Source organism: Flavobacterium kingsejongi, from assembly GCF_003076475.1.
Classification (GTDB): domain Bacteria; phylum Bacteroidota; class Bacteroidia; order Flavobacteriales; family Flavobacteriaceae; genus Flavobacterium; species Flavobacterium kingsejongi.
Genome location: NZ_CP020919.1, coordinates 2,227,809 through 2,246,347, shown reverse-complemented (window position 1 = coordinate 2,246,347; position 18,539 = coordinate 2,227,809). Strand labels below are relative to the sequence as shown.

Here is an 18,539-nt window from a genome sequence, read left to right as displayed (position 1 = left end):
GGGCTACAACGTAAGTCACTATAAATGAGACCTATTCGGTTTCCCCTTTTGCAAACAGACTTGATATCAAACATAAAATCAAAGATTTAAGGAAATGGTAGATAATCCTGCCACCCCGACTGACAGGTTTTAAAAGCTGTCAAAAGAAGCCGTCTCAAAACAAATTTTGAGACGGTTTTTTTATTTGATACAATTTTGGATTTTAACTATCTAGATTTTAACGGGAGTAAAAAATTGCCTTTATGCTGCAATTTTCTTTCTTAAGTTGTGACCTAAAGCCATTAATCCGAATTCTAATTCTACTTTTTGAAGTCCTTTTAAAGAAAACCGTCTAAAACCGTTATTATGCTTGAGTTGAGCGAATACAGGCTCTACATCGGCAGAGCGTTGCTTTCTTCTTTGTATTCCTATTTCACTTAGTAGTAATTCCCTTGCTTGTTGTTTATGTCTTTCAAGGTTGTGGTTTCGCTCGATGCTTCTGTTTCCCTGAGCTTTAAAACATTGACCTCGAAGTGAACAGCCTTCACAGTTTTTGGCCTGATAATGCGATAAGGTTTGGGTGTATCCTGTAGTTGTTGTTTTCTGGTTTTGATATGTTTTATGCATTTTTTGTCCCATTGGACATACATAATAGTCTTCTTCTGGATTGTAATAGAGATTTTCCTTGCTAAAAGCCTTGTGTTTCTTTTGGTAGTTTTGATCTTGTTCTTTTTCAAAAGTATTATACTTCACAAAAGCTTTGAGTTTCTTCTGTTTCAGATAATCGTAGTTTTCTTCACTTCCATAACCTGCGTCAGTAGTTATTTCTTTTATCTTTTTAAATACTTTTTTACCAAAGGTTTGTTCCAAATTTTCTAAATGAGGCTGGAGTGTTTTAGTATCGGTCGGATTTTGGTGGATGGTATAATGAACAATGATCTGATTTTGTGTAGATATTTGAGTATTATAAGCTGGTTTGAGCTGTCCGTTTAACATATGGTCTTCTTTCATGCGCATAAAAGTAGCCTGGGTGTCAGTTTTGCTGTAACTGTTTCTTTCTCCCAGAATAGCTTCTTGCTTTTCATACTTTTCAAGATTGGAAGTAAAATTATTTTTTATGTAGCGTAATTTAGCTTTTGCTTTAGAACTGGTCTTTTCATTACCAGAGAGTTTGGCATCTATTTTAGCTACAGTTTTCTCAATTACCTCTTTGCTGATTTCTTTGAACTCTGTTGGTTCCGGGTTGGGGTCATCTTCATTGTCGATACTTTGGGCATAGTTCCATAATTCTTCCAACTGGGTGAGCATTTTTGCTTTATTGGTTTTTATGCTCTTACCCCACACAAAAGTGTACCTGCCGGCCTGAGCTTCTATTTTTGTTCCGTCGGTATAAATTTGTTTTAGATTCACCAGTCCTTCTGAGGCCAACATCAAAACTACCTGCTTGAAGATTTCTTTAAAACTCTCTTTTAGTTTATCACTTCTAAATCTATTAATTGTATTATGATCAACAATAGTCATAGAAGTAAGCCACATAAAATTGATATTCTCACGAAGTGCAAGTTCTATCTTTCTCGAAGAATAGATATTAGTCATATAAGCATACAACATCACTTTGAGTAACATCTTTGGATGATATCCAGGATTACCTTCTTTACTGTACGCTTTTAAAAGAGGCTGGATATTAAGGGATTCCACAACTTGGTCAACTATTCGAACCGCATGTGTATGTGGAATTAAATCATCAAACGAATAAGGTAGAAGCATCGTTTGTTGTTGGTTATAATGTTTGAATCTCATATATAATCAGCTGTTTATCACTGATTAAATTTACAAAATTGCATATAAAAATACAAACTAAAAAAAAAGAAGCTGACTCAGTTTTGAGACAGCTTCTTTTTGTTTTACTTCATCTCAGATATACAATAAACATCAACCTACTATATTATTTTCACACTGTTCTTACGATAGCCATCGGGAAAATAAAAAACGCTGAAGATGAATCGGTCTTCAGCGTTTTGAAACATTTTATAATAGGGTATACTTTTCTTATTTACTTATCGATACCAATATACGCCGGATATGATTCCGGATTGGGTAAATCAAAAGCTTCATCGTAAGGTAGTGTACCTACTCCATTGTTGTATAATGCCACACGTTTTGCACCCGTTGCTGTGCTACCTCCAGTACCATTAATGACATTTAGGATATTACCCGGGCCAGCAAAACGGGTAATACACATTTTTTCGAGCTTTACATTCGGGCTATTGGGGATTTCAAAACCGTTTTTCTTATTCACATTACCATCAGTTCCTGTGAAAACCGCATAAGATCCCATTCCTATACTCTGGTGTTCTTTTACAGTATTAGCAACCTTGAATGCGGCATAACCATCAACCCTTCCTCCCTGACTGCTCCAACTTGCCTGATTTGGGGCATCGTATGGTGGTTCGTTTTGAAAAAAATAGGTTCTGCCACGTTCGCCCCACCAGAGCACTTCATATTCCTGATAGTGTTCGGTAAATAAGGCATATAGTGTAACATCATCACCAGTAACGATAAGTCCATTTTTACATCTATCCAGTATCCAGCGTGCATTTCCGCCCTGTTGCGAACCATGATCTGCACGCCATAACCAAAAATGGTCGCCCACCACATTATTGCTGTTTATCTGCATAGAAGTATGGATCTGAATATTTTTTGATTGCACTCCACCTACTCTACACGTAATATCTGTAAGCAAGATCGGATTTGCAGCATGGTCTGCATTCACTCCTTCTCCACCAACTCTAACCTGATATGTTGTACTATTGAAGGAGTCCATAAGAAGTCCAGCTATGATAATTCCATCTTTGTCGTCAACATAAATACAGCCCCAAGTATTTTTCTCGGTAGGCTCCAGCGTTACCGAAGCGATTCCTGCACCCAGAAGTATGGCATCTTTTCTATTCACCTGGATCGGAGCGCTCAGGGCATAATGTCCTGGGGTGAAAAATATATTTTTACCTGCTTTTAGTGCGGCGTTGATTGCTACATCGGTGTCGCCTTCTTTAGCAACATACCAGTCGGCAAGCAACTCCTGAATTTGGCCTTCGCCCATAGCGGTTGACGACCAGGAAACGCCAATTCTATCCTTTTGCCATGCCGGAACAAATACTTTGTATTCGCCATCGTCATCTATAAAAAGGAAAGGTTTTTCTCTGATAATTGGTGTTGTAGCAATTGGAGTGTTGCTATCATCCGATTGTGGAGGATTGACACAACCTTGCCAAACCATATTATAGGAACCACCCATAGCACCCGAACCGGAAGGAAAAACAGCATTTCTGGTATACCATTGTTGTTGTGCCCCCCAATTTGGCCTAAGGGATGTATAGTGGGTGTCGGCTATAAAACCACCACTGCCCCAAAAGTTAGTGTCCCCAACATCTGAAATATATTTCGAAGTGCTTTCAATGAGCATTCTTCGTGCACTAGTGGATTGCGAAACAGTCCAGGCAAAATCGCGCATCACTGCCACATTTTCAATAGAACGCCAAAAGGTACATGTGGCATTGGCTCCGCCTGAAAGGTGGGGTCTGGTGAATACAGCCCCTAATTTAACTGCTGCCGGTACTTTGCCCAAGCCTCCAATGTGGGTGTAGAATCCCAATTCTATGGCGTTAGCTGCTGCCGACGATGCCGAACCCGACCCACCCGAATCGTACGTTTGATTGCCAACATTGGCTTTAAAATAGTAAGCTTGCCGTTTTGTGGTCCACTCGCCATTTGATCCGCCTAAGCCAGTAGTACTAAAATGCGAATTAATATCGTTTCGTGCAGTTTCTGATTTTTCATATTTTCTATCGTAGAAATACATATTGTCACCAAAAATTTGGTGCTCTAACGAAATTAGTATTGTTATACCGTTACGGGTAACCTTATAATAGTTTTCGTATTTATTTGCATTGGGCGTATTGTCTGTAAATGTCAATTTGGAAGTCGAGCCTACAGGCTTAAAATCGGATGCCAAACGGCTTCCTCCCTTGGTGATCACATAATTCCCGGATAAACCGAAGGTTGGCCATGATAATAGTATGTTGTGTTTCTTTTTATTGTAAACAATCTCGCCCGCTATCTTATTTTCTTGTTTTTTATCCGACAAATAGGATGATTCAAAACTGCATAAAATCAACATCAATGCAAATCCTGCCAATACAGGGATTACCTTTTTAATCATAAACTATTCTGTTTTTTAATAATTTCTATTGCTTGTTATGGTATTAGGCGGGGAAGATACTAAATAATCTTTTACTGCTATTTTCAATTACCCACTACACAGAAGTTTCAAAAACAAATCGAATTACTACGCTCCGATCCTCAGGATTGAAAATTATTCCTACCGCATGACAAAGACCTTTATTTCTACTATCAGTAGTACAAATCTATTTCCACCTGAAAATATGTTTAGCAGAGCATTTTAAATTTCAGTACTTTAGACCGTAATTTCCGTAGCCCCTATCTTAAAAAACAATGAAAAACATCCTTCTTTATCTTTTGATTCTATTGATGAGTGCTACAGCTATAGCACAAGTGATTTCAAAAAAATCGGAGTCGCCGTTACTCGAAATGACCGAAGCTGTAACGACAGGCCAATACCCGGGAATCCATAGTATTTTAATTTCGAAACCAGGCCAACCTCTACATGAACACTACTTTAACGGTTATAGTGCCGATTCTTTACACGATACCCGTTCCTCATTCAAATCCATCACATCTTTATTAGTGGGCATTGCTATTGATAAAGGCTTTATAAAAAATGTCAATCAAAAAGTAGCTGATTTTTTTCCTGAAAATGAATCTTTTAAAACGGATCCTTATAAGAAGGAGATGACACTCAAAAACCTACTCGAAATGAAGTCCGGATTTGATTGTGAAGAATTTAATGAAACCAAAGACTGCGAAGAAAGCATGAGCCAAAGTAAAGACTGGGTACAATTTTCCCTGGATTTACCCATGAAAGACCTCCCTGGCGAAAAATGGGCTTATACGTCTGTCGATCCTATGCTTTTTAGTGGTATTATTGAAAAATCTACCGGACTCTCGGTCATGGATTTTGCCAAAAAATACTTGTTCGCTCCTTTACACATTACCCAATACCGATGGACAACTGACCCCGCAGGACATGGAATGACCGCAGGATCTTTTTATATGTTGCCTAAGGATGCCCTGAAGTTAGGGCAATTGGTTCAAAACAACGGGAAGTGGCATGGAAAGCGGATTGTTTCCCAAAGTTGGCTCCGGGAATCTACGGCCTGTGCCATTCCTATTCCCGACTTTTCGTTCTCCAGACGAAACACCATTGGCATTCCACAGCCTACCTATTACGGCTACTATTGGTATCGCGAAGTCATTAAAACACCGGAACTCGAAGTGCCTTTGCTTTTTGCTTCGGGCAATGGCGGACAATATATATTTATAATTCAGGACATGGATCTTGTAGTCGTTTTTAATCAGGGGAACTACAACTCTTCCAAAGCCAAACAAGCATTTGAGATTATGGCTCGTTACATACTGCCTACGTATAAGAAAAAGCTTTAGTTTCCGGAGACTTTTAAAAGTGCTGCCGGGATTGTTTCACAAATTAAAACCTCATCCACCATTTCAGTACTAAAATTAGTATTACGTACTGTGCCTGATTTTTCGAAACCTATTCTCTTAAAAAAGTGTAGCATTGGTACCGCGTTTTCCGATTCTGATATCCATAAGGCTTCATATGAACGGCAAAGCTGCAGGCATTTTTGCAACAATACATTTTTTACGCCACTATCACGATATTCCTTTATAATTACAAAATCGACGATACAGGAAGACTTCCTGTTTTCCAGTGCGGCAGGTTTCTCTTTTTCTTCCCTTAGAAAAGCATAGCCCACCGGAATCTCATCGACATACACCATAATGCCCTGGTTCGAGAAATCGTTCAGGTAGGCGATCAGACGATCGGTATGGAATTGTTTTTTATTGTAGGCTTCAATTGAGGCAACGGGTAAAATGCCGCTATATTTTTCATGAAGGTATTGCGATCCTACTTCTTTTAACTGACGCATGCTTTCTTCTGAGGCAATGATAAATTTTATTTTTGTATTTTCCATTTTTAGTATTCTAAGTAGCACAAAGCTACATGCTCTGTCCACCAGAAAAGAATACAGTTCGTAGAAATCCAATGGGTACAGTTGGCCTAACATTTCAGGTCTTATAAATCCCGGAAACCTTTCCCAGCGGCTTTTAGTGCCTTTTCCCTCAAAGGTGTAAAGGCATCGGCAAAAACAATTCGGAAATAATTAGAATAGTTGGGAGTCAGGGAAAAAGTAGTACCTGGAGTAAAGCGGATGCCCAGCGCTTCACAATAGGCATAAAACTGTTGCATGTCTGTACCTTCAGCTGTACGCACCCATATGGCATAACCTCCCTGCGGCGGCACAAAAAAAGTATGCTCCGGAAAATAACGTCCCAATAATACAATAGCCTGTCGGGCCTGTTTGGCCAATTGCATCCTAAAACGGCGGATGTGCCTGTCATAACTTTTCGTTTCCAATAACCGGCACACCGTCTCCTGATAAACGGGGGCGACAGTACTCCCCAACGAAAATTTCAATTGTTCTGCTTTTTCAAAGAAACGCCCCGGAGACAGCCATCCCAACCGGATTCCCCCTGCCAGTGTTTTCGAATAAGAAGAAAAAGTAAGCACCAGCCCACTTTCATCCCACGATTGTATGGTTCGGGGACGATCTCCTGAAAAATTCAGGTCGCCATATATATCATTTTCAATAATTGCAATGGAGTGCTCCACGGCTATGGCTATTATTTTTTTCTTTCCTGTATCGGATAACATCTTCCCTGTGGGATTATGGAAATTCGGTGTTAGCACTACTGCTTTTACGGGAGTATCTTTGATAGCAGCTTCGAGAAAATCAATATCAAAACCCTTTTCGGGATCTACCGGAATTTCAATTACCGACAACCCTAACATCCTGATTACTTCCAATACTGAAAAGACACAGGGACTTTCAACAGCAATGATGTCATTAGACATACATACTGCACTAAGTGCAATGTATAAAGCCTGCAAAGCGCCATCGGTAATAATCAAATTTTCAGGATTCAGAAAAATAGCGTGCTGCCGTGCCTGTGCTGCAATCTGAATCCGGAGTTCTTCTGATCCATTAGAAGGATAATAGCGTAAAAGCCGTGTTCCCTTTTCTCGGATTACGTGTTGCATGGTGCGCAATATCAACTTTTGAGGTACCAGCAAATCACCTGCCATCGCTACATTAAACTCTGCCCATTGTTTTTCCGGATGCTTTGTTATTGCCGCAAGATTATCCCTAAAAAATACATCTGGCAATTGTTTTTTAGCTTGATGCTTCGGTAGTATTGGTGGTATCGCCTCGCTCACATAATAGCCCGATTTGGGAACGCTTTCCACTAAACCCTGGACGATAAGGGATTCGTACACCATTTGGATTGTAGTAACACTACTTTGATGCCGGCTTTTCAGCTCCCGTACTGAGGGTAATTTATCTCCTGCTTTATACTTCCCTCCTGTGATTTCTTCCCGTAATGTATCGGCAATCGTTTCGTATTTGTATTTCATGGCTATCTGTATCAGTCAAATTTACAAATTTAAAACTGTACCCTACGCTTTAAAAAATAAGGTACATGATATTTATCAGGTTTTAAGTGCTGCTCAATTTTAATATTTGCAGTTAAATCGCAAAAGAACTAACATGAAAACTTCCCCGTTACATACCTTCCACATCCCGGTTATGGGATTGGCCTATACCATTGACACTCCGATACGGGTAGCGCATTACGGCATTTCTTCCGTCATCTCCATTATGGATGACGACCTGCTAGAAAAAATGAATGCCTTTTACAGCCGGAAATTCCAGCTTCCCTATCAGGAAATTACACAAAAGATGCATGATTTTCGTGCTGCCCGCATTACTTCCTACCTGAATCTGGTCGATACTTTGGTAAAACAAAAATTTGAACAACTGAAAATTGACATTTCAGAAAGCAAAAGTGCCTTGGAAAACTATATTGCCCTTTTACCGAATCAATCTGAGATTCGAAAAAAACTCACTGATTTTCTCCAATGTGGCAGTGTCCTTAAAGAAACTATTTCACATTTCATCGAGGAGAATGTAACTCCGGGAGCTATAGACGTCAATATCATGACCAAGGTAGATAAGGAGAACTTCGCTCCTGACGGCCAACCACTTCCGGTAATCTATAACGATGCCCACGCGGCACTCCGGGGATTTGCGCAAAGCAACCTTTGTTCCTCCGTTGTACTTTCGGCAGGAATGAATCCTTCGCTTTATGGTTATTTTGAACAATTCAGTGATTTTTTCCCGGATTCGGACAATCAGTTAAAAAAGAAAATCATACTGAAAGTGAGTGATTTCCGTTCGGCAATGATCCAGGGAAATTACCTGGCTAAAAAAGGGCTTTGGGTTTCCGAATACCGTATTGAATCCGGCTTAAATTGTGGTGGCCATGCATTTGCTACAGAAGGATACCTGCTGGGCCCGATATTGGAAGAGTTCAAACAGAAGAAAGAAAACCTGGTTGAGAGCGCCTTTGCCCTGATGACCAAAGCACTTTCCTTACAGGAAAAGCCATTACCATCACAACCTCCGGAATTGAAGATCACAGTACAGGGCGGAATTGGCACAGCCAAAGAGCACCAGTTTTTATTAGATCGAGACTGGTCGAAATTTTGTGTAAACAGTTCTTAGTGTTTAATATTACACCTTTCTCCAAATATGACCAAGAACTGATTCATGATTAATCCCCAGCTTGGTATTGCATTTATCCAGCTTTTTTCACAATTTTGTATTGCTAAATAGACTGATTTCTTGACGCTTTTTTCATCTGGGAACTGCACTTTTGTTTTGGTATATTTTCTAATTCCCCTGTTTAAGTTTTCTATTGTATTTGTGGTGTACATTATTTTCCTGATTTCAGCAGGATAGGCCAAAAAAGGCATGAGATTTTCCCAATTCTTTTCCCAGGAGCAAACGGCATATTTATATTTTGCTTCCCAGTTTTTTTTAAATTCAGCCAGAGCTAAAACGGCTTCTTCCTGATTTATTGCAGTATATACTTCTTTCATTGCACTGCAAAATGCTTTTCTATCCTTAACTACTACAAACTTAAGGCTATTCCTTATTTGATGAACAATGCAAAGCTGGGATTCTGTATTTGGAAAAACACCTCTGATAGCTTTTGTAAATCCGGTAAGGTTATCTGTACAGGCAATGAGAATATCCTTTACTCCACGAGATTTTATGTCAGAGAGTACAGTCATCCAAAATGAAGCCGACTCTTCTTTATTTAGCCACATTCCTAATACTTCTTTCTTACCATCTGTTTTTAGTCCGATTACAATGTAAATTGCATGGTTTTCATATTTCCCATCTGTTCTTACTTTCATATGCACAGCATCCATCCAAACAATCAGATACTGTGGTTCTAAAGCCCTTTTAGTCCATAAATCAACATCAGCCAGTATTCTATCAGAGATGGTCGAAATCGTGGACTCACTTACTGATATCCCATAAACTTCTTTAACTTGTTCTACAATATCACTACGGGTCATTCCACGACTGTACATTCCTAAAATAGCATCTTCAATCTTTTCACTCATCGATTGGCCTTTTCCGATGACCTGAGGCTCGAATTCACCATTTCTATCCCGGGGAATAGCCAGGACCATATTGCCCAAAGTCTCTGATTTTATATTCTTTGAGAAAGAACCATTACGGCTATTGCCTGTATTGTATCCGTCAATATTATGCTTCTCATATCCCAGATGAGCATCCAATTCTCCCTGGAGTAGCTGTTCAATGCCTTGTTTATACAGGTCTTGAAAAAAAGTATGGAAGTCTTCTTTGTTTTTAAATTGCTTTGCAAAATCTTTGGGTAATTTACCATCTTCGATCATAATCCGCTCTTTTTAAATTATTTAAATGTAGTTCTTTTAAATTCTATACTTAATGATCTGTTGTTTTTTGGCTAAGCCTTAAAATCTCAAATCAAATTAAAATCAATTTCTACGTTTACACAATCTAACGACTACTCCCATTAGATCATTATGGTATTGATGCGATAGGCTGGGGCTCTCCTTTCCTCCTCGTTCCGGAAGCTACTGCTGTAGATTCGGCGACACGTGAACTGCTTTGTAAAGCAGGAGAAGAAGATCTTTTCCTAAGCCTGATTTCACCTTTGGGCATTCCCTTTAATAGCGTCAAAGGCACTACCAATGAGTTACTGAAGCAACAACGGATCTACAATGGTAAAAGTGGAAGCTCCTGCCCGAAAAAATATTTGGCACTGAATAAGGAGTTTTCAGGAAAGGCTGTTTGCACCGCATCCCGAAAATACCAGGAACAAAAATTATTGGAGCTCAACAGCCACAAGCATAGTATGAGCGCTGCAGATTATGAAGCCAAACACCAACAAATCACAGTAAAATCGTGTCTTTGTGTGGGGCTTTCCAATACCGCATTATTAGAACATAACCTCCCTTTAAAGGGAGAACAACAGGGTATCGTGGTATGTCCCGGGCCTAATATTGCCTATTTTTCAAAAGAAGTAAGTCTGTCGGCTATGGTTGCCCATATTTATGGCAATGACAACATCCTGGAACGGAAAGATCGTCCCCATGTATTTATAAATGAATTAAAAATGTATGTGGATTATTTTCGTAATGAAATCAGTGCCTACACCTCAGCTACTACAGCAATGGTACTTAAAAAAAATGAAAAATTCCGGCAAAATCTCCTGGAAGGCATTCGGTACTATTCCGAATTATTTGCAGAAAAAGAAGCCGGACTGGTAGATCGTGAAATCAATCTGTCCCTGCTGGAAACCTATAGAAATGAGATCGAAATCGAACTACAGTCACCAGTAGGCTTCGCCTAAGATAACTACTATATTAATTTTTCAAGCACACAAAATGAATTTGATTTTTGTGTGCTTTTATTTGTTTATAGTCCTTTTTGAGTCAATATTCTCAAAAACAGCCCACTATCACTAATCGCTTCTTTTTTTAGTATTTCCTATTTGTAAAAAAAATACTTATCATAAAATAATAGTACATTTACAAATAAGATACTAAAATCATATGTATGGGATTTGAAATTGTTTTATTTATTGTCATATTAATTTTTCTTTTTGTTATTCGAACCGATCTTAAAACACGGTTTGATACCATAGACAAAAAACTATTGGATGTGAACCGAAGGCTGGAATATTTAAGAAAACAGTCCGATCTCCTCCAGCCTCCCGTTGAAAATGAAGTATCTCCAACTACTATCACTCCAACACCGAAGCCAATCCCTCCGGTACAACCTATACTTCCCGAAACACCAGTTCCGGCAGTTCCGCCCCCAATACCAACAATTGTAGCGGCAGAAAACAAACCGCCCGTAGCAATACCGGTGGAATCCAAAGAAAAAATAGTAGTTCCTACTACAGTACATGCTCCACAACCTATCAGTTCGAAACCGGAAGCTCCAAAAGTCTCTTTTCCAACCCCTGCGTATGTACCGCGAAAATCATGGTGGGCCACTTTTAAAGAAAACAATCCCGATCTCGAAAAATTCATAGGCGAAAACCTCATCAATAAAATTGGAATCCTGATTCTTGCACTTGGTATCAGCTACCTGGTCAAGCTCGGTATTGACCAAAATGTGATCACAGAACCAATGCGTGTTGGTATTGGAGTCCTTTCTGGTGCGCTGGTCATGGTATTTGCACACCGATTAAGAAAAAACTATAAAGCATTCAGTTCTGTTTTGGTAGCCGGGGCAATCTCGATTTTTTATTTTACAATCGCCATTGCTTTCCACGATTACCATCTGATCAATCAGACTACTGCTTTTATTATTATGGTACTGATTACGCTCTTTAGCACTTTTATATCAATTGCTTATGACCGCGTCGAATTGGCTGTATTATCTTTAATTGGAGCTTTTGCAGTACCTTTTATCGTGAGTACAGGAGAAGGCAATTATATCGTTTTACTGACCTATATCGCTATCATCGACATTGGAATGCTCATCGTAGCCTATTTCAAAAAATGGCACCTGGTTAATATCCTGGCTTACATATTTACAGTATTGCTCTATGGCGGATGGCTCATTAGTATTGTTGGGGAAACGAATGCGCCTTATACAAATGCCCTGATTTACGGTTTTGTTTTCTATTTTATATTCATCCTGATGAACATTGCCAATAACCTCAGGGTCAAAGGGGAATTTTCCAACACACAGCTTACCGTACTCATCAGCAATACTTTTTTGTTTTATACTGCCGGAATAATCATCTTAGAACATTCTCATCCCGGATATAAAGGGTTATTTACAACGGTGCTTGCCTTTTTCAATTTGTTTTATGCCTGGTTTTTATACAAGAAATTCCGTTTTGAAAAAAAGGTCATTTACCTGCTTATCGGTCTTACGCTCTCTTTTGCAACACTCGCTATTCCGATACAGTTTCAGGGGAACCAGATAACGCTCTTCTGGGCTGCTGAAGCGGTACTTTTGCTATGGCTTTCACAAAAATCAAAGATCAATACCTTTCGTTTTGCCTCAGTGGTGGTTCACGCCCTAATGCTGATTAGCCTGCTTATGGACTGGAGTAAAATCTATCAAAGTGACCAGGTGCTGAATATCGTCGTGAATCCAGCATTCCTGACCGGTATTTTTGGGATTGCCAGTTATTATTGCATCATTCGATTGCTAAAAAATGAATCTGAAAATTCCAGCTTCTATGGCCTAAACTTCGATCCGGAAATTTATAGCCGGTATGTAGAAGTCCTTACCCTATTGCTTTTATATTGTGCCGGATTTATCGAAGTCGCCTATCAGGCAAATGATTACCTGCAAAGCAGTAATGCTTCAGCTGCCGTAATTGTATTCTACCACATGCTGTTCAGTGTCATTTTTATACAGTTCTATTGTAAAAACAAAAGCATTGCCGTTCAAAATTTCGCTTCCGCTTTGGCGGTTGCCAATATTTTACTGTTTGTGTTTCTGTTTTCGCTTTTCGCATTCCGGGAACAAACAGAATACGTCACCGGATCCGTTCATTTCCGATTGGCTTATCTCTTACACTGGATCACATTGGGGCTTTGCATTTGGTTTTTCATTTATTTGTTTAAAAAAGACGGATTTCTTGCAAAATTTGGGCAACGGGAGCTTTTACTCGCAGGATCTTTCCTATTGGTTTATCTCGCGAGCTCAGAACTGATGCTTCATAGTATTGCTGCTTCGGTACATGTATTGACTGGTGCTGAAATTCACAATATCCTGGCTAAAAATCAATACGACTATCCAAGTGAGTACGCCCTATCCCAATTTGCATACAATAGCATCAGCCAGATTAAAAACCAGGTGGTACGTACCGGATTTCCAATATTATGGGGAACAATTGCTTTTGTCTTCCTGATCATGGGTATTCGTAAGCAATTGAAACCATTACGTATCATTGCACTGGTATTACTGGGAATCACGATTCTAAAATTATTCCTGTATGATATCCGTAATGCTTCTGAAACTGGAAAAATTATTGCCTTTATCCTATTGGGAATATTAATATTAGTGATTTCATTTGTATACCAAAAACTCAAAGTACTCGTTTTAAGTGATGCCAATAAACAAAAGCAAGACAATGAAAATAACGCTTAGGAACATCCTAAAAAAAACAGGGACTGCACTGCTGCTATTCCTATCCTTAACCCTTTTTGCACAAGAGCAGGAAGACTATACGCTATCGGCCACGCTGACGGGAGTAAAAACCAGTGGGCTGCATTCTGTATTGTTAGTTCCCGAAATACGTTCCTTTTCTGATGAAAACCTGAATGATCTTCGGATATTCGATTCGAACAATAATGAAGTGCCCTATTTTAAGGCGGGAAACGTCCAGAATACTACCGCTGCCTTTACAGAATTCCCTATAATCTCCAGGAATATTATCCCGGGAAAATCTTCTGTGGTTATTTTTGAAAATCCGTCGGAAAAGGTGCTGAATGAAATCACTTTAGCGATCAGTAATTCCGAAGTCACTAAAACCTATAATATTAGTGGTAGCAGCGACCAAAAATCCTGGTTTGGGCTGCTCAACAAACAGCAATTGTCAGATTTGTCCAACGCAGAAAACACGTGGATTTACAAGACCATAGCCTTACCGAAAAGCCAGTACCACTATTTTAAGATCGAATTCAACGATGCGAAAACGCTTCCGATACAACTGTTAAAAATTGGTAATTTATCTAGTATTACTGCTGCCTCAGCAATGCAGGAAATTAAAATTGAAAATTACCGAACGGAGCAACTGACCGAAAAAAAGAAAACCCGCATTACCTTAAGCTTTCATAATCCGCAGATCATTGATCAGATTTCGTTTGCGATCAAAAGCCCGCTGCTCTATCGCCGCGAGGTCACTATTGCCGTACCACGCACTAAAAAATACAAACGTAAAATCCAGCACTATGAGCAGGAAATGGACTTCTTTGAATTGGCTTCAAATAACTCCAATACTTTTGATATTCCACAGCTTCATGAAAAGGAATTTATCATTGAAATTGACAACCAGGACAATCCTCCATTGGTATTTTCGGACATAAAACTATTCCAAAGCCCGATCCATATCATTGCCGACCTGAAAGTGGGAGAACACTATACCCTAAAAACAGGAAATCCAAATCTATCAGAACCGCAATATGATATTTCTTCATTCCGAAATAGTATTTCCAAAGAACTTCCAGAAGCTACAATTACACAGCTAAAAAAAGCAGAAACTCCTGATTCCGATAGCCCTAAAACAGGATTTTGGCATGAGGCCTGGATTATGTGGGCGTGTATTGCAGCCGGTGCACTTATTATCTTTTATTTTTCATATAGCCTTATTAAAGACATGAAAAACGATTAATCATTATCTATTTCCCAAACCACTAAAATTTGATACAAAATGAAATCAATCACACAACTTGCCCTCATTGGTGCGGCACTGCAGGTACTCATACAACTGTATTACCTTTTAAATAATGCTTTGCAATTCTTTACTTACAATTCACAGGTACAAATGGTTTTAGGTGGGTTAAGCCTCTTCAGCAGCTGTACTTTTGTCGCATTTTTTTATCAGTTATACCAAAAACAAGTTCAAAAAACGCAAGAAGATGAGACCAGAAACGATTTATGATCTATTGGAAATTAATACTCCGGAAAAAGAATCACCCCAACAACTTTTAGCCCGGCCAAAGCAAAATATAGTCAAACACCTGCTGTTGCGTATTTTTTACCCAATAGCATTCGTCCTTTTGATATGTGCCTACTGGGAATGGGAAGGCACTAATGATTCTCTGGCTTTCCTGCTTTTAATCGCTGTAGTGTTCTTAGCCGTTATGCTCTTTTTACTGATTGAAGCTATTGTGCTGCACATTCAGAAAAAATACATTTTACGCAATACCAACCTTGCTATTTTATTACTCGCAATACTAGTTAGTACCGTTATCATCAGCCAGGCATAAGTTTCAGTATTTTATTTCCCACGTGTACTCCATTCTAAATTTTTAGGATGGAGTTTTTTGTTTAGCACCTCTAATAGTCATTAAAATACTACATTTTTAACCAAAAAAAATTAAAAAGAAAACAATTCAACGTCATTAGTCTCATTTTATTTTCTAACTTTAATAAAAAATAGCGCCTGATTCACAAGCTAATACATTATTATGTAGTAATTTAATTACAGCATCCCATCCATTACATAGAATTCCTGAGAGACATGACCTATATCATGTTTTAACACATACCGGCTTACGACCTTTGAGAACGATTTAAAAGATAGCTATCGTAGCAATCTGTGATTCTAATTTCATTCCAATGAAACACTATCTCATTTTAGTATTAGTATTCTTTTGTTTTTGGGCCACTACTGCACAGGATGTAGTTGGTGTAGATGCTGAAACAAAATTGAAGATTTCGATTAAAGGATTGTTTCAGGGACGTTATTCCTTCAGTTCCCATAAAGACATTGACCTTACCGGACTTCAACATACCGATGGAGAGGCGATCTACAATAGCTTTGAAATCAAACGGGCAAGACTCCAGTTTACATCAAAAATTTCCGATCGTACCGAAGTCTCTTTATTGCTTAACCTAGCCGATTTCAAAAGCGATCCCAAAAATAAAGTTCTCGAAAATGCCTATATCACTTATCGGCTCAATCCCTATATCAATTTAAAGATGGGGCAGTTCCGTCCTGCTTTCGGACTGGAAGATATGTACCCTGTCGATGTGATCAAATCCATGGACTACTCCAACCAGTATACCGCCTTTGGGAATAATGGCTGGCAAAGTTTCCAGATTGGTGCCAGTGTCTATGGGAACCTCAACACCGAATTACCCATCCGTTACGAATTTTCAGTTGTCAATGGAAACAACCGGAACCAAATCAGTGATAATGATAATGGCAAGCACTTTTCTTCCCGGATTGAGACCGTTATCGATAAGAAGACTAATCTCAAATTTGGAATCAATGGTGGTTTAGGATCCGTAAAAGCAGGGGATATATATGCTGCCGGAGTGGACGTTTCAGGCGTATTTCCACTGGCAGAAAAATGGTCACTCATCACGGAAGCAGAATTCAAACAGGGTAATAATCAAACCCTTTATTACAGCCTGGATTCATTACAGCGCCGGGGCGGTGTGGGCCAGTATCAGATGCGCGGCCTGTATGTACTCCCGAATCTAAGGTACGACATCAATTACCATCGCCTGAGTTCCCTGGAATTCTCCTGCCGCTATGAATATTTCGACCAGGATTTCAGGCATTCCAGTAATCCGAGGCAAACCTGGACACCCATGTTGAGTGCCGAATTTTTAAAGTCTTATAATGCACGGATCCAGTTTGGGGTGGTCATCGAACGCTACAAACGGAATATCGCTGAGACCACACAGTATCGAAACGAATTATTCATCATACAAGTACAGTCCCGATTATAACCTATAAATATTAGCTTTATGAACTCCACTCCAACACCAATTGCAGTTACCGTTCCTGCTGCTGCCAAAGAAATCCAGCTGATTCCATTACTGATTACCGTTGTAATTGGTGTCACATTATGGTTTATTCCTGCGCCCGAAGGTGTAACGCCCGAAGCCTGGCACCTGTTGGCAATTTTCCTGGCAACCATCATCGGAATCATCCTGAAAGCCGCCAGTATGGGGACACTTTGCATGCTGGCAATAGCGCTGGTGGCGATGTCTGGCGTACTTGCTCCCGGTAATCCCCTAGAATCGATTTCACTGGCCCTGCGTGGCTTTGGCGATAAGATCATCTGGCTTATCGGAATTAGTTTCTTCATTGCGAGGGGATTTATAAAAACGGGACTCGGAAGCAGGATCGCCTATTTGTTTATCACATTATTCGGAAAAAGTTCTTTAGGACTTGCCTATAGCCTTGGTGCTGCCGATTTATTACTGGCTCCGGCCATTCCCAGCAACACAGCCCGCGGGGGCGGGATCATTTACCCTATTATGAAATCGATGTCCATGAGTTTGGGATCCATGCCGGACCAACCGGAGACCCACCGGAAAGTAGGCGCCTACCTGACACTGAACAGCTATTACATGAACCTTATTGCTTCTGCAATATTTCTTACCGGAACGGCAAGTAACCCCATGTGCCAGAAATTTGCTGCCGACTTAGGCATAGAAATCACCTGGATGTCCTGGTTTTGGGCCGCTATAGTACCCGGGCTTGCTTCTGCCATATTAATTCCATTATTGCTGTACCGCATCTTCCCTCCCGAGTTAAAAAAAACTACTGAAGCACCAGCCATGGCGCGATTAAAATTGAAAGAAATGGGGCCTGTTACCCGAAATGAGTGGCTGATGGTATTGGCATTTGTTATTTTGCTGGTATTGTGGATCTCCGGAGATTTCTTTCAGATTGATGCTACCACCACAGCTTTTATCGGCCTTTCCATATTACTGCTCACCCAGGTACTTACGTGGGAAGATATAAAAGGAGAAAAAGGGGCGTGGGACACCATTGTATGGTTTGCCACCCTGGTCATGATGGCTAGCTCTCTTAATGAATTGGGCTTTATCCCCTGGTTCGGTCAGTTGATTCAAACGAAACTACTCGGATTGTCCTGGACTACCGCCTTTCCTATAATTGTGCTTACCTACTTTTTAAGTCATTATCTTTTTGCCAGCGCCACTGCGCACGTTGCAGCCATGTATGCCGCTTTACTGGCAGTAGGAATGGCAATGGAAGTGCCTCCGATGCTGCTCGCCCTCATGTTAGGTTATACCGGTTCCTTATATGGGACACTAACCCATTATGCCCATGGTCCGGCACCGGTATTTTTTGGAAGCGGCTATGTCGATGTCAAGAAATGGTGGATTATGGGGCTCATTGTGGGAATCTCTTTAATGCTCATCTGGATGGGATTAGGTGGCTTATGGTGGAAAGCCATAGGTGTATATTAATTAATAAAGCAG

13 protein-coding genes and 1 pseudogene are annotated in these 18,539 nt (G+C 39.9%); 9 read left to right on the top strand and 5 right to left on the bottom strand.

Annotated elements, in window-relative coordinates:
- Nucleotides 1-240: 240 nt before the first annotated feature.
- Together FK004_RS09855 and FK004_RS09850 are read right to left on the bottom strand one after the other, a co-directional pair.
- On the bottom strand, nt 241-1,779 hold the full coding sequence (locus FK004_RS09855; protein WP_108735475.1) for an IS1182 family transposase: 1,539 nt from the start codon (nt 1,777-1,779) through the stop codon (nt 241-243).
- Nucleotides 1,780-2,032: 253 nt separating this feature from the next.
- Nucleotides 2,033-4,198 (bottom strand): hypothetical protein, encoded by a 2,166-nt coding sequence (locus FK004_RS09850; protein ID WP_108737116.1) that lies wholly within the window; start codon nt 4,196-4,198, stop codon nt 2,033-2,035.
- A 293-nt stretch (nt 4,199-4,491) separates the two neighbouring features.
- Between FK004_RS09850 and FK004_RS09845 the strand changes: the two genes are divergently transcribed.
- On the top strand, nt 4,492-5,559 hold the full coding sequence (locus tag FK004_RS09845) for a serine hydrolase domain-containing protein (protein WP_108737115.1): 1,068 nt from the start codon (nt 4,492-4,494) through the stop codon (nt 5,557-5,559).
- Here FK004_RS09845 and FK004_RS09840 read toward each other — a convergent pair.
- On the bottom strand, nt 5,556-6,110 hold the full coding sequence (locus tag FK004_RS09840) for a GNAT family N-acetyltransferase (RefSeq protein WP_157956068.1): 555 nt from the start codon (nt 6,108-6,110) through the stop codon (nt 5,556-5,558). The two genes, FK004_RS09845 and FK004_RS09840, sit on opposite strands and share 4 nt — an antisense overlap.
- Nucleotides 6,111-6,211: 101 nt before the next feature.
- Entirely contained in the window at nt 6,212-7,612 is a 1,401-nt protein-coding gene (locus FK004_RS09835) for an aminotransferase-like domain-containing protein (RefSeq protein ID WP_108737113.1), read from the bottom strand.
- A 133-nt stretch (nt 7,613-7,745) separates the two neighbouring features.
- Here FK004_RS09835 and FK004_RS09830 point away from each other — a divergent pair.
- A pseudogene (locus FK004_RS09830) lies at nt 7,746-8,726 on the top strand (hypothetical protein); the annotation flags it as partial.
- 32 nt (nt 8,727-8,758) lie between these two features.
- Here the strand turns inward: FK004_RS09830 and FK004_RS09825 are convergent.
- Nucleotides 8,759-9,970, bottom strand: coding sequence for an IS256 family transposase (locus FK004_RS09825; protein ID WP_108735429.1), 1,212 nt, complete (start codon nt 9,968-9,970; stop codon nt 8,759-8,761).
- 281 nt (nt 9,971-10,251) lie between these two features.
- Here FK004_RS09825 and FK004_RS09820 point away from each other — a divergent pair, with 281 nt between their 5' ends.
- The 7 genes from FK004_RS09820 (at nt 10,252) to FK004_RS09790 (ending at nt 18,527) form a co-directional block, all read left to right on the top strand.
- Nucleotides 10,252-10,950, top strand: coding sequence for a hypothetical protein (locus FK004_RS09820; RefSeq protein WP_108737112.1), 699 nt, complete (start codon nt 10,252-10,254; stop codon nt 10,948-10,950).
- Between the two features lie 206 nt (nt 10,951-11,156).
- The gene (locus tag FK004_RS09815) at nt 11,157-13,718 is read left to right on the top strand and encodes a DUF2339 domain-containing protein (RefSeq protein ID WP_108737111.1); all 2,562 of its coding nucleotides are present in this window, start codon (nt 11,157-11,159) and stop codon (nt 13,716-13,718) included.
- Nucleotides 13,702-14,961: a DUF3999 family protein gene (locus FK004_RS09810; protein ID WP_108737110.1), complete on the top strand. Its 1,260-nt coding sequence runs from the start codon at nt 13,702-13,704 to the stop codon at nt 14,959-14,961. Before FK004_RS09815 ends, FK004_RS09810 begins: the two co-directional genes overlap by 17 nt.
- A 39-nt stretch (nt 14,962-15,000) precedes the next feature.
- Nucleotides 15,001-15,231 carry a hypothetical protein gene (locus tag FK004_RS09805; protein ID WP_108737109.1) on the top strand — a complete coding sequence of 77 codons (231 nt, stop codon included), beginning with the start codon at nt 15,001-15,003 and terminating at the stop codon, nt 15,229-15,231.
- A complete protein-coding gene (locus tag FK004_RS09800; protein WP_108737108.1) occupies nt 15,209-15,559 on the top strand; it encodes a hypothetical protein in 351 nt (116 codons plus the stop codon). Before FK004_RS09805 ends, FK004_RS09800 begins: the two co-directional genes overlap by 23 nt.
- A 352-nt stretch (nt 15,560-15,911) precedes the next feature.
- The gene (locus FK004_RS09795) at nt 15,912-17,033 is read left to right on the top strand and encodes a porin (protein ID WP_108737107.1); all 1,122 of its coding nucleotides are present in this window, start codon (nt 15,912-15,914) and stop codon (nt 17,031-17,033) included.
- Between the two features lie 18 nt (nt 17,034-17,051).
- On the top strand, nt 17,052-18,527 hold the full coding sequence (locus tag FK004_RS09790) for an anion permease (protein WP_108737106.1): 1,476 nt from the start codon (nt 17,052-17,054) through the stop codon (nt 18,525-18,527).
- Nucleotides 18,528-18,539: the final 12 nt, after the last annotated feature.

Coding starts and splice junctions, on each gene's coding strand:
- FK004_RS09815 (WP_108737111.1), top strand. CDS start 11,157: ATGGGATTTGAAATTGTTTTATTTATTGTCATATTAATTTTTCTTTTT.
- FK004_RS09850 (WP_108737116.1), bottom strand. CDS start 4,198: ATGATTAAAAAGGTAATCCCTGTATTGGCAGGATTTGCATTGATGTTG.
- FK004_RS09855 (WP_108735475.1), bottom strand. CDS start 1,779: ATGAGATTCAAACATTATAACCAACAACAAACGATGCTTCTACCTTAT.
- FK004_RS09845 (WP_108737115.1), top strand. CDS start 4,492: ATGAAAAACATCCTTCTTTATCTTTTGATTCTATTGATGAGTGCTACA.
- FK004_RS09800 (WP_108737108.1), top strand. CDS start 15,209: ATGAGACCAGAAACGATTTATGATCTATTGGAAATTAATACTCCGGAA.
- FK004_RS09825 (WP_108735429.1), bottom strand. CDS start 9,970: ATGATCGAAGATGGTAAATTACCCAAAGATTTTGCAAAGCAATTTAAA.
- FK004_RS09840 (WP_157956068.1), bottom strand. CDS start 6,110: ATGGAAAATACAAAAATAAAATTTATCATTGCCTCAGAAGAAAGCATG.
- FK004_RS09790 (WP_108737106.1), top strand. CDS start 17,052: ATGAACTCCACTCCAACACCAATTGCAGTTACCGTTCCTGCTGCTGCC.
- FK004_RS09795 (WP_108737107.1), top strand. CDS start 15,912: ATGAAACACTATCTCATTTTAGTATTAGTATTCTTTTGTTTTTGGGCC.
- FK004_RS09810 (WP_108737110.1), top strand. CDS start 13,702: ATGAAAATAACGCTTAGGAACATCCTAAAAAAAACAGGGACTGCACTG.
- FK004_RS09805 (WP_108737109.1), top strand. CDS start 15,001: ATGAAATCAATCACACAACTTGCCCTCATTGGTGCGGCACTGCAGGTA.
- FK004_RS09835 (WP_108737113.1), bottom strand. CDS start 7,612: ATGAAATACAAATACGAAACGATTGCCGATACATTACGGGAAGAAATC.